Source organism: Massilia sp. IC2-278 (assembly GCF_020708045.1).
Taxonomy (GTDB): domain Bacteria; phylum Pseudomonadota; class Gammaproteobacteria; order Burkholderiales; family Burkholderiaceae_D; genus Telluria.
In genome coordinates this window covers 831,943-845,167 of record NZ_JAJFES010000001.1, presented here as the reverse complement: position 1 = coordinate 845,167, position 13,225 = coordinate 831,943, and the positions used below count along the sequence as shown (strand labels likewise).

General features: G+C 66.4%; 13 protein-coding genes. 6 read left to right on the top strand and 7 right to left on the bottom strand.

Features of this window, described 5'->3' with window-relative positions:
• Nucleotides 1–36: 36 nt before the first annotated feature.
• Nucleotides 37–474, top strand: coding sequence for an NUDIX hydrolase (locus LK540_RS03665; protein WP_229435667.1), 438 nt, complete (start codon nucleotides 37–39; stop codon nucleotides 472–474).
• Here the strand turns inward: LK540_RS03665 and LK540_RS03660 are convergent.
• Entirely contained in the window at nucleotides 419–2,818 is a 2,400-nt protein-coding gene (locus LK540_RS03660) for an ATP-binding protein (RefSeq protein WP_229435666.1), read from the bottom strand. The two genes, LK540_RS03665 and LK540_RS03660, sit on opposite strands and share 56 nt — an antisense overlap.
• A gap of 329 nt (nucleotides 2,819–3,147) precedes the next feature.
• On the opposite strand from LK540_RS03660, the gene LK540_RS03655 reads away from it, so the two are divergent.
• A complete protein-coding gene (locus LK540_RS03655; protein ID WP_229435665.1) occupies nucleotides 3,148–3,996 on the top strand; it encodes a phytanoyl-CoA dioxygenase family protein in 849 nt (282 codons plus the stop codon).
• Between the two features lie 75 nt (nucleotides 3,997–4,071).
• Here LK540_RS03655 and LK540_RS03650 read toward each other — a convergent pair whose 3' ends face one another.
• From LK540_RS03650 to LK540_RS03635, 4 genes are all read right to left on the bottom strand, one after another.
• On the bottom strand, nucleotides 4,072–4,335 hold the full coding sequence (locus LK540_RS03650) for a hypothetical protein (protein WP_229435664.1): 264 nt from the start codon (nucleotides 4,333–4,335) through the stop codon (nucleotides 4,072–4,074).
• A gap of 68 nt (nucleotides 4,336–4,403) precedes the next feature.
• Complete coding sequence (locus LK540_RS03645) at nucleotides 4,404–4,673, bottom strand: DUF5985 family protein (RefSeq protein ID WP_229435663.1); 270 nt, start codon at nucleotides 4,671–4,673, stop codon at nucleotides 4,404–4,406.
• Nucleotide 4,674: 1 nt separating this feature from the next.
• A complete protein-coding gene (locus tag LK540_RS03640) occupies nucleotides 4,675–4,932 on the bottom strand; it encodes a DUF5985 family protein (protein ID WP_229435662.1) in 258 nt (85 codons plus the stop codon).
• A complete protein-coding gene (locus LK540_RS03635; protein WP_229435661.1) occupies nucleotides 4,933–5,322 on the bottom strand; it encodes a hypothetical protein in 390 nt (129 codons plus the stop codon).
• A 188-nt stretch (nucleotides 5,323–5,510) separates the two neighbouring features.
• On the opposite strand from LK540_RS03635, the gene LK540_RS03630 reads away from it, so the two are divergent.
• From LK540_RS03630 to LK540_RS25300, 4 genes are all read left to right on the top strand, one after another.
• Nucleotides 5,511–6,329: a DNA/RNA non-specific endonuclease gene (locus LK540_RS03630; protein WP_229435660.1), complete on the top strand. Its 819-nt coding sequence runs from the start codon at nucleotides 5,511–5,513 to the stop codon at nucleotides 6,327–6,329.
• Between the two features lie 9 nt (nucleotides 6,330–6,338).
• Nucleotides 6,339–6,611: a hypothetical protein gene (locus LK540_RS03625; protein WP_229435659.1), complete on the top strand. Its 273-nt coding sequence runs from the start codon at nucleotides 6,339–6,341 to the stop codon at nucleotides 6,609–6,611.
• Between the two features lie 297 nt (nucleotides 6,612–6,908).
• Entirely contained in the window at nucleotides 6,909–7,295 is a 387-nt protein-coding gene (locus LK540_RS03620) for a YsnF/AvaK domain-containing protein (RefSeq protein ID WP_229435658.1), read from the top strand.
• A 22-nt stretch (nucleotides 7,296–7,317) separates the two neighbouring features.
• On the top strand, nucleotides 7,318–9,081 hold the full coding sequence (locus LK540_RS25300) for a YsnF/AvaK domain-containing protein (RefSeq protein ID WP_307729146.1): 1,764 nt from the start codon (nucleotides 7,318–7,320) through the stop codon (nucleotides 9,079–9,081).
• Between the two features lie 141 nt (nucleotides 9,082–9,222).
• On the opposite strand, the gene LK540_RS03610 is transcribed toward LK540_RS25300, so the two are convergent.
• Together LK540_RS03610 and LK540_RS03605 are read right to left on the bottom strand one after the other, a co-directional pair.
• Nucleotides 9,223–12,084: a pitrilysin family protein gene (locus tag LK540_RS03610; protein ID WP_229435657.1), complete on the bottom strand. Its 2,862-nt coding sequence runs from the start codon at nucleotides 12,082–12,084 to the stop codon at nucleotides 9,223–9,225.
• 129 nt (nucleotides 12,085–12,213) lie between these two features.
• Nucleotides 12,214–13,167 carry a diguanylate cyclase gene (locus LK540_RS03605; protein WP_374041324.1) on the bottom strand — a complete coding sequence of 318 codons (954 nt, stop codon included), beginning with the start codon at nucleotides 13,165–13,167 and terminating at the stop codon, nucleotides 12,214–12,216.
• Nucleotides 13,168–13,225 lie beyond the last annotated feature (58 nt).

The following is a 13,225-nucleotide window of genomic DNA, read 5'->3' as shown; positions in this document are numbered from 1 at the left end:
CTACATTGCCATCTTTGCAAGCGAGGATGGCACGGCATGCGCAAGGACACGCGGACCTGGACAGTTTCTTGCGGCACCCTGGTGCTGGACGGCGCGGGCCGCCTGCTGCTCGGCCACGTCACCGGCACCGCCCACTGGGACATCCCGAAGGGCATGCAGGACCCCGGCGAAACGACCCTGGAAGCGGCGATGCGCGAGCTGCGCGAGGAAAGCGGGGCCGCGTTCGCGCCGGAGCGCTTCGCCGACCTCGGCGAATTCGCCTACCGGCGCGACAAGCGCCTGCACCTGTACCGGGTCGATGCCGGCAGCGAGCTGGGCGACCTGTCGCAGCTGGTGTGCACCAGCTGGTTCCCGCACCACAGGACCGGCAAGCCGACCCTGGAAATGGACGGTTTCCGCTGGGCCGGCCGTGCCGACATCAGCCAGCTGTGCTGGCCGAGGATGGCGAACCTGCTGCTGACGCTGGACTGGTGAGGCCCGCCGGCGCGCGGGCGGCGGCCGGTAGCGGCGGGGCCAGCGCCGTCGCGATCGTGTCCAGGGTCGCCGGCTTGGTCAGGTGCAGGTCGAAGCCGGCGCGCGCGCTGCGCTCGCGGTCGGCCGGGCCGCCCCAGCCGGTCAGCGCCACCAGGCGCAGGCCGTCGTTGCGCGGGTCCTTGCGGATTTCCGCCGCCACCTCGTAGCCCGACATGCCCGGCATGCCGAGGTCGAGGAAGACCACGGCCGGCGCAAACGCCGCCAGCGTGCGCAGCGCCGCGTCGCCGTCGTGGGCGGTGGCGGTCGTGTGCCCTATCGCGCCCAGCAGGGCGGCCAAGGTGTCGGCGGCATCGCGGTTGTCGTCAACCACCAGGATGCGCAGCGGCGTAAAGACCGGCAAGCGGACAGGATCGTCCGCCGCTGTTCCGCGCGGGCCGTCGGCCTGCGGGCCGGCCAGCGGCAGGCGCACCGTGAACACGCTGCCGGCGCCGCTGCCCGGGCTGGCGGCGGCCACGCTGCCGCCGTGCAGCTCGACCAGGCTGCGCACCAGCGACAGGCCGATTCCGAGACCGCCCAGGCTACCGTTGCCGCCGACCTGGGTGAACATCTGGAACACGCGTTCGAGCGAATCGGCCGGGATGCCGATGCCGTTGTCGCGCACGCTGATCGCCAGTTCCTGCCCCTGGCATTCGGCGGCCAGTTCGATCACGCCGCCGGGCGGCGTGTAGCGTGCCGCGTTGTTCAGGAGGTTGCTGACCACCTGGGTCAGGCGCGTCGGGTCGGCGTACAGCGTGACGGGCTGCGGCGGCAGGCGCAGGCTGAAGCGGTGGCGTGCGGCCTCGATCAGCGGCGCGCTGGTGTCGGCGGCGGCGCGCAGCAGTTCGCCCAGGTCGATCCATGCGCGCCGCAATTCCACCTGGCCGCGCGTCACGCGGGCGACGTCGAGCAGGTCGTCGACCAGGTGCACCAGCTGGTCGAGCTGGCGGTCCATGATCGCGTGCACGCGCGCGCTGGCGGCCGGGTCGGCGCCGCCGTGGCGCAGCAGCTGGATGCCGCTGCGGATCGGCGCCAGCGGATTGCGCAGTTCGTGCGCCAGGGTGGCCAGGAATTCGGTCTTAAGGCGGTTGGCCTCGGCCAGGTCGGCCGCCAGGCGGCGCAGTTCCTCCTCGCCGCGGCGGCGTTCGGTGATGTCCTTGAACAGCACCGCGACCCGGTGCTCGGCCGGCGTGCCGATCGGGGTGGCGTACAAATCGAACCAGCGGCCCAGCGCGCGCGCCTCGTTGACGAAGCGCGCCGGCTCGCCCGTCGCCACCACGCGCCCGAAGATGTCGAACCAGTGCTGCTCGTGCTCGGGTGCGATGTCGCGCATGCGGCGGCCCACGGCGTCCTGCAGGCCGGTCTGGCCATCGAAAGCCGGATTGGTTTCCACGAAGCGGTAGTCGCAGGGCAGGCCGTCCTCGTCGAACAGCACCTCGATCACGCACATCGCCTCGTCCATGGCCTCGAACAGGGTACGGTAGCGCTCCTCGCTGGCGCGCAGCTGGGCTTCCGCCTCGAACTGGCGGGTGGCGTCGATCACCACGCCGCTGACCGCGCGCGGGGCGCCGTCGCTGCCGGCGTCGACCTGGCCGCGCGCGATTACCCAGCGCCAGCGTCCTTCGGGGGCGCGCACGCGGAAGGTGGCGTCGTAGCCGGCGCCGCTCTCGATCGAGGCGCGCAGGCGTGCGCGGGTGGCGGCCAGGTCGTCGGGGTGCAGCGCCGCCAGGTAGGCGGCCATCGGGGCGCCGGGCGGCAGCACGCCGCCGAAGATGGCGGCCAGGCGGGCGTCGCCGCGCACCTGGTCGGCCGCGATGTCCCATTCCCAGACCGCCAGGTTGGCGGCGGCGAGGATGGTTTCCAGGCGCGCGCTGGCCTGGCCCAGGGCCCGTTCGGCGCGGCGCCGTTCGGCGGCGGTGTGGAAGGCATCGAGGTAGAAGCGGGCCTTGGCGGCCAGGATGGTCGGCGACACCGGATCGTTCAGGGCCGCGATCGCGCCGGCTTCGTAGACTTGCTCCAGCAGGGCCGGCGGAGAAGGCGGAGAAGGCGGCAGGCCCAGCACCACCACCGGGGTGTGGCTGGAACGGCTGTTGGCGCGCACCAGGCCGACCGTTCGCAGCAGGGCGGCGTCGTCGCCGGCATGGCCGACCAGGATCAGGGCGAAGTCGGTGGTGTCCGCCAGGCCCAGGGCGTCGGCGGCGGACCTGGCCCTTACCACCGCCTGGCCGAGCTGGGCGCCGACCTGGGCCACGGCAGGATCGAGCTTATCCGATTCGCAGACGAACAGGATCAGGCCGGCGGCGCTCACCGCCCGGCCTCGGGCAGCAAACTAGGGCGGAGCGCGGCGGGCGCGGATGTGGATTGCGTCGGTCTCATGGGTGGGCGGCCGGGGCACGGGGCGGGTCCGGTTTTTGTTGTCCTCGACGTAAGAATGTAAAAGCGGCGCGCGAGAATGTCAATCTTTGCACGGCCGTACGCGTGCGTGGCGGCCTTGCCTTGCCTGTGACATTGTTTCCACAGGCGAAGCCGAAAAGCCTTCCCGCGCTTCGCCCCGGCCGCGTTTGGGCGTAGCATGGGCGCACGCCCGGCCAAGTGACCTGGCAGCAGACGACAGGGCGCGGACAAGGAGACAGCAAAATGCAAGACGCAGCACATACCCCCGGGCACGGCACCGAAGGCTACGACGTCGCCACCATCATGGGCGGCCTGTATGGCGACGGCATCATCGCCTGCAAGGGCGCCTTCGAGCGCGCCTGGGTCGAGCGCCTGGGGCAGGATATCGCCACGCTGTTCGCGGAAGCGCGCGCGCGGCCGGGCGGTGCCCTCGAACGCGGGCCGAACCGCTATTACGTGGAGGCGCATCCCGAGCGCATTTCCGGCTTCGCCGACATCATCGGCCATCCCTGGGTGGTGGCGGTCTGCCGCGCCGTGCTGGGACCGGATTACAGGGTGGTCGAGGCCGGCTTCGACATCCCCGGGCCGGGCGCGCTGCACCAGCCCTGGCACCGCGACTTCGCTTCGCCCGAGGCGACCCTCAAGGGCCGGCGCCTGAATTCGCTGGCCTTTAACATCACCACGGTCAACGTGGACGAGGACATGGGGCCGTTCGAGATCGCGCCCGGCACCCAGTGGGACGACCTGGGCGACGGCGACCCGATGTTCCCGCCGCGCGAGCTGTGGGGCCGCTACGAGGCGCGCGCCCAGCGCAAGCTGCCGCGCATGGGCGACATCTCGGCGCGCTCGGCGCTGACCATTCACCGCGGCACGGCGAACCGGTCGGACCGTTCGCGCCCGGTGTTTGTGCTCGGCGTCGACGCGCCGGATGCGCGCAATGCCGACAAGCACGACCTGCAGCTGAGCCGCGCCTACTACGAGAGCCTGGCGCCGCATCTGCGCGAGCACATCACCTGCCGCGTGGTCGACGGCCTGGAGAATATCGTGCAGGCACATACCATCGAGGGGCTGCGCATGGGCCTGACGATGTAGGGCAGAAAAGAAGAAAGCCTGCGCGGCTTGCACCGCGCAGGCTTCCTCCTGCTGTTGTAACACTTCAGTCCGGTCTCAGGGTTTGCCCGCGTCCTCGCTGTCCGGCTCGGTGCTGACCGTGTCCGGCAGCGACTCGGTGATGCTGCCCGGCATCTGGCCGACACGGCGCGTGTCGTCGCCCTGGATGTCGAGGCTGACTTCCTCGGCCACCTCGAAGCGGCCATCCTCCGCGCCTTCTTCTCCCGGCAACAAATTCTCCGAGCGGTTCAGGTCGTCGGTACCCGACTGTGCGGCCTGTTGATCGTCTTGCGGCTTGGCTTGCTGGTCTGGTGTCGTCATGCGTCCTCCATATTTGCGTTGAAGATCATGACGCGATTATCACGCAGAGGAGCCGACGCAGGCGCACGCTACTTGCGCGCCCTGGCTTTCGGCAGGTTCTTTTCCAGGATCGCCCACAGGATCAGGCCATAGGCCAGCAGGCGGATCAGGTAGTGCAGGGGCGAATCCTCGCCGCCGGCATCGTGCAGCGCGGAATACAGGCGGTGCACGCCCTCGATGAAGAAGGAGAGGGCGAAGTACAGGAAAAAGCGGTCGCGCGAATCGCGCCAGAAGCGCAGGAAGAACAGCGCGATGACGAGCGAGCCCATGGTGATGGCGCCGGTGAACAGTTCGGTCATGTCATTCCTTCTCGTAGATCAGGCCATACAGCAGCAGGGCGATGGCGACCAGGGCGCTGATCAGCCGCGCAGGCAGGAAATTAATATCCGGGAAGACGATCTTGTCGAGCAAGAGGAACAGATTGTTCAGCGTCATCACCGCAAAGCAGGAACCACTCCAGAACAGCAGCCGGTAGCGCGTGCGCCGGTAACTCGCGAACAGCAGCCAGGCGCAGGCGAGCGAGGTCAGGATGCACAGGAGATAGATCGTTTCCGCCACTTACGAATCCTTTCGCAGTTTGAAGGCGTCGGCGAATTGTTGCGCCTTGCGGTCGAGGGAAGAGTGAATCAGGTGGGTCACTTCCACCAGGTGCTTCGTATACAGCTCGGCCAGCGCATCGATGCGTTCGCCCAGCTGGGGCGAGCCGGGCCGGTACCCGTAGCAGCCGGGGCTATCGGCGCACGGCGCCACCATGCCGGCGCGGCACAGGTCTTCCAGCAGGGTGTGGGCGGTACGCTCGCGTACGTAGAGGCGCTGGGCCAGCATGTCGCTGTGCCATTCTTGCGCCGGATCGGCGCGCAGCAGCAGCAGCGCTTCGAGGAAGGGTACGGACGGAATGCTGGTCAGCACAAAGCGCCGTAGGTCCTCCGGAATCGGGGCCTTTTCCATTGACGGTGGTTTGTTTCCGTTACGGAATGTTAACAAAAGAGCGCGTATTCTAGAGGATTCCCTTAGACAATGCACAATCAATCGTGCGCCATCTCAGGGTGTTTGTCCTGAAACTGTGCCATGCAGGGCGGGTGAGGGCGGATGTGTCGGCTACAATGCGGGCTCGTTACATTCTTTCAACCGAGCACATGTTTTACAGAATCTTCACTGCGGTGGCGCTGTCCGCCGCACTCATCGCGCCCGGCGCGGCGAGCGCCGCCGGCGCCAGCACCGGCTGTCCTTCACACTACGTCGACGGCCGCGCGCCCGAGATCCGCAACCCCAAGCTGGCGAATGCCACCCGCGAACTCTGCTACGGCGTGTTCGGCGTGATGCACTCCGGGATCACCCGCACGCCGCTGTGGTCGGCGGAGAATTTGCGTGCCGAAAACGTCGCCGCCGCCCAGGGCATGAAACGCGACAACGACTTCCATGCCGAGTCGCGCCTGCCGCGCTCGCAGCGCGCCGAACTGTCGGACTATGCGCGCAGCGGCTTCGACCGCGGCCACCTGGCGCCGAACGGCGACATGCCCGACAAGCGCACCCAGCGCGAAAGCTTCACGCTGGCGAACATGGTGCCGCAGGACGGCGACCACAACCGCCACATCTGGGCGCCGATCGAGGGCGAGGTGCGCAAGATGGCGAAGAAGGAAGGGCAGCTGTACGTGATCACCGGGCCGGCCTTCCTCGGCAACAACCTGCGCAAGGTGGGCAACGTGCTGGTGCCGAGCCACATGTATAAGGTGGTGTACAGCCCGCGCCAGAAAATGGCGGCGGCCTGGTTCACCGAGAACCGCGCGCAGGCCGACATCCAGGTGATTCCCGTAGCCGAACTCGAGCGCATCGTCGGCATCGAATTCCTGCCGTCGCTGAGCCAGCAGCAAAAGGAACGCATGCTGCGCCTGCCCAAGATCAAGCAAAAGAAACAGCCCAAGGAGCGCGACTTCTGGTCGGGCCTGAAAGGATAAGGAGCCAACATGAACGCAAAGAAAAAGTCTGACCCGAACACCTTCGTCCCCTTCGCCAGCGAGGCAGACGTGCTGCACATCGGCGATTTGATGGTGGAGAACCGCCTGGACCGCATCACGCTTTCGGGCGACGTCGACCTGACGCTGGACCAGGCCGGCCTGGCGCTGGCGCGGCGCCTGCATGCGCTGCTCGGCGACATTGTCGGCAAGATGGAGGCGCAGGAATTGCCGGCGCAATTGCCGCCGCCGGCGGTGCAGCAGGTCGAGAATCCGTTTAATTAAGCTTCTATTAAGTTTCGCCCACGGGCGTAGCTCCCTTCGCGCCGGCACGTTTGCTGCCGGCGCCCGCTTGCCGGCCCGCGCCAGCATTCTCCAGAAAGCCTTTATCTACAGGCTTCCTGCGTTTTTCCCGGCTTTTCTTCCGCGCGTTTTACTGCCCAAAAACCTCATCCATTTACTGGGGTCAATGGTGCGCTAGGCCCCGACAGTTTGGAGTAACCTGATCTGGTCTCGCGTCAGCGACCAAACGGAGCCGATTCAATGGCAGGTAACACGTCAGACCCAACAGGACAGGATCTGTTGACGATCCCGGTCGTCGCGGAACAGCTCGCGGTCGGCACCCGTACGGTTGACACCGGGCGCGGCGTCCGCATTCACAAGACCGTAATCGAGCAGCCGGTCACCATCGACGAGCGCCTCGTGCGCGACGAGGTGGAGATCAAGCACGTCGCGGTCGACCGCATCGTCGCGCTGGAAGAGGCGCCCACCACCCGCCACGAAGGCGACACGATGATCGTGCCGATTCTCGAGGAAGTGCTGGTGGTCGAGCGCCGCGTGCGCATCAAGGAAGAGCTCCACATTACCCGTATTCAGCGTGAAGAAACGCATCGCGAAGCGGTCGTGCTGAAGGCCGAACAGGTCAGCATCGAACGCTTCGACGAATCCGGGACCCCGCCAACGAAGTGACCATATTACTGGAGGAATGATCATGCAACATACCCTGATTGCTGTCTTCGACAATCACAACGACGCGGTAAGCGCCAAGAACGAACTGCTGTCCTCGGGCTTCTCGAGCGCCGACGTGCGTCTCTCGCACGGCAACGAGGATCCGGCCATGGCCTCGAAGGGCGTGACCCCGGCCGGCTCGATGACCGACACGAGCGTCACCCGCACCGACGACGAGCCGGGCATCGGTACCAGTATCAAGAACTTCTTCAGCGACATCTTTGGCGCCGATAACGACGAGCACCACACCAAGTACTCGAACGCGGTGGCCCAGGGCAACCACGTGCTGACCGTGAACACCGACAGCGAGCCGGAAGTCGAGCGCGCCGCCGACATCGTCGAGCGCTACGGCCCGGTCGACATCGACGAACAGTCGGAGAAATGGGCCAGCGGTGCAGGCATGGGCGGCAGCATGAACTCGCCTGGCGCCGGCGTGATGGGCGTGGGTGCGGGTGGCCTGCAGCAGTCGCAATCGATGTCGCTGCAGTCGGATAACGACCGCCTGCCGCTGAACCAGCAATCGCTGAACGACCCGAACCCGATGGGCACCACCTACCAGGAACCGATGTCCTCGCACGACCAGCTGAGCGCCGGCACCTACGGCACCGGCAGCGGCAACCTGCAGACCAGCATGGGTTCGAGCAACCCGTCGACCGGCTCCGACGCACTGTCGGGCTCGTCCTCGCTGTCGGGTTCGTCCTCGTCGCTGCAAGGCTCCTCGCTCGAAGGCTCGGCCAAGTCGACCGGCAGCATGCAGGATTCCTCGCTGACCGGCTCCTCGCTGAGCGGCTCGTCGTCGTCGTCCCTGAGCGGCTCCTCCCTGAGCGGCTCGCAGCAGCGCGACACCAGCACAGCCGCGATTCCCGTGGTGCAGGAACAGCTGAAGGTCGGCAAGCGTGAAGTCCAGCGCGGCGGCGTGCGCGTGTTCTCGCGTGTCGTCGAAACCCCGGTCAACGAATCGATCGGCCTGCGCGAAGAGCACGTGAACGTGCAGCGCCGCGCCGTCGACGAGCCGATCAGCACCGCCGACAGCTCGGCCTTCAAGGAGCAGTCGATCGAGATGCGCGAAACGGCTGAGGAAGCCGTGGTCGAGAAATCGGCGCGCGTGGTCGAGGAAGTGACGATCAACAAGGAAGTCACCCAGCGCGAACAGCAGATCAACGACACGGTGCGCCACACCGAAGTCGAGATCGAGCAACTGGGCGGCGGTTCGGCCCGCTCGAGCATGATGAGCGACGACGATTACTACCGCAACCACTTCACCAGCAACTACGGCAGCACCGGCGATTCGTACGACGACTACGCCCCGGCCTACAGCTACGGCTCGGAAATGGCGCGCAACCAGAAGTACAGCGGCCGCCAGTGGGACGACGTCGAAACCGACCTGTCGAGCGACTGGTCGACCCGCGCCGGCAACAAGGCCGGTTCGACCTGGGCCAAGATGAAGAACGCCGTCAAGCATGGCTGGGACCGCATGACGAACGACGACGACGATTCCTACTACCGCAACCACTACAACGCCACCTACAGCAGCGCCGGCACCGGTGACGACTTCGACAGCTACAAGCCGGCCTACAGCTACGGTTCGGAAATGCGCAACAGCGACATGTACCGCAACCGTCCATGGGACGAAGTCGAGCCCGACCTGCGCAGCAGCTGGGACGCACGCTACCCGAACAACGGTGTGTCGACCTGGGACAAGATGAAGGCCGCCGTCCGTCACGGCTGGGACCGCATGACCTCGTAATACTCCGCGCAGCGGCCGGCGGCAATGCCGTCGGCCCAGCGTTAACGACGAAGGGCGCCTCTCGGCGCCCTTCGTTTTTTCCGGAACCTGCCCGGGTAAGCGCAGCTAATCCAACCAGGGTTGGTTAAGCTGCGCTTACGTTTACTCGGCAAACGCCTGCGCCGCCGGCGTGATCGTCACCTTGTCCGCGGAAATCCCCAGCTTCATGTTGCCGATCACCTGGTCTTCGTCCAGCACGGCCTGCGGCTTGGCCGCATCGTACTTGATCGGCGAGAAGGCATCCGACACCAGCGCCTGTTTCAGCCCGGCCGCATCCTTGGTGATCACCACCACCGACAGGTTCTTCGCCGACAGGTGCTTGCGGATCGCCGCGTTCACGTCTGCCGCGGTCAGCTTCGACAGCCCGTCGCGCATCATCTGCGTGAATTCGGGCGTGTCGTACCACTGCGAATCGAGGGCGTAGCCGAGGCGCTGGTCCTGGGTCGCGGTCATCACGAACACGTTCTTCATCAGGTAGCCGCGGGTGGTCTCGAAGTCTTCCTGCGAGATGCCGCTGTCGACCATCTTGCCCAGTTCCGACAGCGCCAGGCGCAGCGTGAAGTGGGCGTTCTGCGGCGCAACCGGACGGATCCACACCTCGAACAATTGCGCCTTGCGGCCCAGGTTAGGACGCGGGAAGAAGCCGTACATGCCGCCCGGGAAGGCTTCGATGTAGGCATAGTCGCCATAGTTCAGGCCGCGCAGTTCGCGGATCTGCTGGTACAGGTGGGCGCTCGAGGCACGGTGCTCGCCGAGCCAGGTCTTGGCCAGCCACAGGGCAGGGAAGTCCGGATGGCGGCGCGTCACTTCCAGGGGCAGGCCGAAGGAGATCGCGGTGGCGCGGGTGTTCTTCTCGATGATCTCGACTTCCAGGCCCTGCGGCTTGCGGCCCTGCGGCACCGTGGTGGCCGGCAGCCCGGCGCCCTGCGGCAGGCGCGCCAGGGCGGTCTTCAGCGAGGCCGTCATGGCATCGCTGACGTCGCCGGAAATGCCGACCCGCACCGCGCCCTGGGTATAGGCCTGCTTGTAGAAGGCCTTGACGTCGTCGAGGGTGATGGCGTCGATGCCCTTCGCCGTGCCCAGTACCGGGTGGCCATATCCGGTGCCGGCGTAGACATTGGCCTGCAGGCGCTCCTTGCCGAACTCTTCCTCGTTATTGTCCTTCAGGTCCAGCTGCAGGGCGTTCTTCTGCGCGTCCTTCAGGCGGCGGAAGTCTTCCTCGCGGAAGCCCGGCTCGATCAGCTGCGGCAGGGCGATGTCCAGGAACTCGTTCCACTTGTCCTTGTGGATCGAGCCGGAGAAGGTGGTCATTTCCTTGTCGACCTGGTCCGAGAAGCTGCCCGCCAGCGGGAACAGCGACTTGGTGATCTCGTCGATCTTGCGCTCGCGCGAACCGGCTTCCGAGACCATGGACGCGGTCAGGGCCGCCAGGCCTTCCTTGCCTTTCGGGTCGTGCGCCGAACCGGCGGCGAACAGCAGCTTGAAGCGCACCTGCGGCAGGGCGGACTTTTGCACCAGCACGTCGAACTTCGCATCCGACGCCTTGGGCGCCAGCGAAGCCAGCTTCGGCAGGGCGTCGATGCCGGCAGGCAAAGCGTCGTGCGCCAGCGTGGTGACGACCATGCTGTCGTCGACCACGTACTTGCGCGCCGCGGCCTGCAAATCGGCCGGGGTCAGGCTGTCGACCAGGCGATAGTAGCGGTTCAGGGTGCCGTAGGAACGGTTGAAGTGCACGTAGGAGGCCAGGGTGGCGGCGATCTGCTCGGTGTTATCCAGCGAGCGGATCAGGCCATACTTGTTGGCCGACTTCGCGTCCGCCAGTTCCTTTTCGGTGACCGGGGTGTCGCGCAGCTGGGCAATGGTCTGCAGGATGGCGTCGCGCACGTAGAGGGCGTCGGCTGGCTTCTTTACGCGCGCGCCGATGGTCGCCAGCGAGGGATCGACGCGGTTCGGCGTGTAGTCGAAGAGTTGGTCGACCTTTTGCTCGTCCTGCACCAGGCGCTTGTACAAGGGCGAGGTCGAGCCGAAGGAAAGCGACAGCAGCATCGAGAGCGCGGCGCCGTCCTTTTGCGTATCCGAGAAGGCCGGCGCGCGGAAGGCCATCGTTACCAGCGGCAGGGTCGCGGTGGGCCAGGGCACGTGGCGGTACAGCGCGCCGCGTGGAGCGGGCTCGGCCGGCACCGGGGCGTTATAGCTGCCCTTTTGCCACTTCGACCAGTATTTCTCGACCATGGCGATGGCCTTTTGCGGCTCGACGTCGCCGGCCACGATGATGGTCGTGCGCTCGGGGCGGTACCAGCGGTCGAAGAAGACCTTCGAATACTCGTACTGGTTGGGCATGTCCTCGATGTCTTTCAGGAAGCCCATCGTGGTGTGCTTGTAGGTGTGGGTGGTGAAGGCGGCGTCGCGCTGCACCTCGAACAGCTTCTGCATCGGGTTCGCGCTGTTCTTGTTGTATTCGCCCAGCACGGCGCGCGATTCGGTCTTGAACGCCTCGATCGGATAGGACAGGTGCTGGAAGCGGTCGGCCTCGACCTTCAGCACGGTTTCCAGGTCTTCCTTGGCGAAGGTGGTGTAGTAGTTGGTAAGGTCGTCGCTGGTGTAGGCGTTCTGGCGCGCGCCGGCTTTCGTGATGACTTCCTGGTACTTCTCGGGCGGGTAGGCCTTCGTGCCGCGGAACATCATGTGCTCGAAGAAGTGGGCAAAGCCCGACTTGCCCGGCTCGACTTCGTTGCGCGAACCGGTCTGCACCGGAATGGTCACCGACACCAGGTTCGGGAAGCCGGTCGGTACCACGATCACCTTCAGGCCGTTGGCCAGGGTCTTTTCGGTGGTCTTGAAAGGCAGGACGTCGTTGCCGGCGGTTTTGCCGGCAGGGGCGGCTTGGGCCGGCGCCGCCTGGACCGGCAAGGTGAATGCCGGCGCGGACAGCGCGAGCAGCGCCATCGGGAAGAGTTTGGACACACTGTCTCCTTGGGAAAAAATCTGGCACGAAGCATAAGATATTCCCCAAGGAATGAACAGTTTTATCACGTATGCATGCCGGCCGCAGGCCTGCATTGCGCGCGGAAAAGCGGAGCGGAGCGGCGCGGCTCAGCCGGGTTCGACCAGCGGCAGGCTGATGCGGTTGCGCCCGAGGTGCTTGGCGCGGTAGAGGGCGGCGTCGGCAATCGCAACCAGCTGGCTGGCGTCGTTGTCGGCGCCGGCAATCGCGGTGGCGGCGCCGATCGACACCGTCACGTGCTGCAGCGGCGCCGGCCCGGCCGGGCCGTACAGGGGCACGCGCAGTTGCTCGACGCGGCGGCGGATGCGCTCGGCGACGATGGCCGCTCCTTTGAGCGACTGGTTCGGCAGGATCACGGCGAATTCCTCGCCGCCGTAGCGGGCCACCAGGTCGTTCGCGCGCATTTCGCTGGCTACCGCGGTGGCGATGCGCTTCAGGCATTCGTCGCCGCCGAGGTGGCCGTGGGCATCGTTGTAAGCTTTAAAGTTGTCGACGTCGACCATCAGCAGCGACAGCGGCTGGTGCTGGCGCAGGGCGCGCTGCCATTCGGCGTTCAGGGTATCGTCGAAACAGCGCCGGTTCGCCAGCCCGGTCAGGCCGTCGCGCGTCGCCAGCTTTTCCAGCGCCATCTGCGCCATCTTTTCGTCGGTCAGGTCGCGCAGCGACTCAACCACCGCCGTGACCTGGCCGTGCTGGTCGAAGATCGGGCTGGCGTCGACGGCCAGGTAGCGGCGCTTGCCGGCGCGCGGCATGTCGCACCAGGTTTCCACGGACAGGTGGGCATTCGCGGCCTGCATAAGCGGCTGACCAAGCGGTTGCGGCTTGCCGTGGCGCGGGTAGATGTGGCGCACTTCGTCGGTGCGGTTCTGCAGCACCAGGTCGGCGAGGGTGGGGCGGGGGTGGTCGTAGAAACTGTGCCAGTGCTTGTTGGTGCCGACGATCTCGTCCGCCGGCACGCCGGTCAGGCGCTCGCAGGCGCGGTTCCAGATCAGGACATGGGCGCTGCTGTCGAGGACAAAGACGGGGATCGCCAGGGTTTCCATCAACTGGTGGGCGAAGCCGAGATCCTTGCCATGCGCCACGACGCCGGGCGTGGCATCG

Excerpts from the sequence above, each read along its gene's own strand:
- LK540_RS03655 (WP_229435665.1), top strand. The coding sequence starts at position 3,148 with ATGCAAGACGCAGCACATACCCCCGGGCACGGCACCGAAGGCTACGAC.
- LK540_RS03605 (WP_374041324.1), bottom strand. The coding sequence starts at position 13,167 with ATGGAAACCCTGGCGATCCCCGTCTTTGTCCTCGACAGCAGCGCCCAT.
- LK540_RS03635 (WP_229435661.1), bottom strand. The coding sequence starts at position 5,322 with ATGGAAAAGGCCCCGATTCCGGAGGACCTACGGCGCTTTGTGCTGACC.
- LK540_RS25300 (WP_307729146.1), top strand. The coding sequence starts at position 7,318 with ATGCAACATACCCTGATTGCTGTCTTCGACAATCACAACGACGCGGTA.
- LK540_RS03645 (WP_229435663.1), bottom strand. The coding sequence starts at position 4,673 with ATGACCGAACTGTTCACCGGCGCCATCACCATGGGCTCGCTCGTCATC.
- LK540_RS03630 (WP_229435660.1), top strand. The coding sequence starts at position 5,511 with ATGTTTTACAGAATCTTCACTGCGGTGGCGCTGTCCGCCGCACTCATC.
- LK540_RS03665 (WP_229435667.1), top strand. The coding sequence starts at position 37 with ATGCGCAAGGACACGCGGACCTGGACAGTTTCTTGCGGCACCCTGGTG.
- LK540_RS03625 (WP_229435659.1), top strand. The coding sequence starts at position 6,339 with ATGAACGCAAAGAAAAAGTCTGACCCGAACACCTTCGTCCCCTTCGCC.
- LK540_RS03650 (WP_229435664.1), bottom strand. The coding sequence starts at position 4,335 with ATGACGACACCAGACCAGCAAGCCAAGCCGCAAGACGATCAACAGGCC.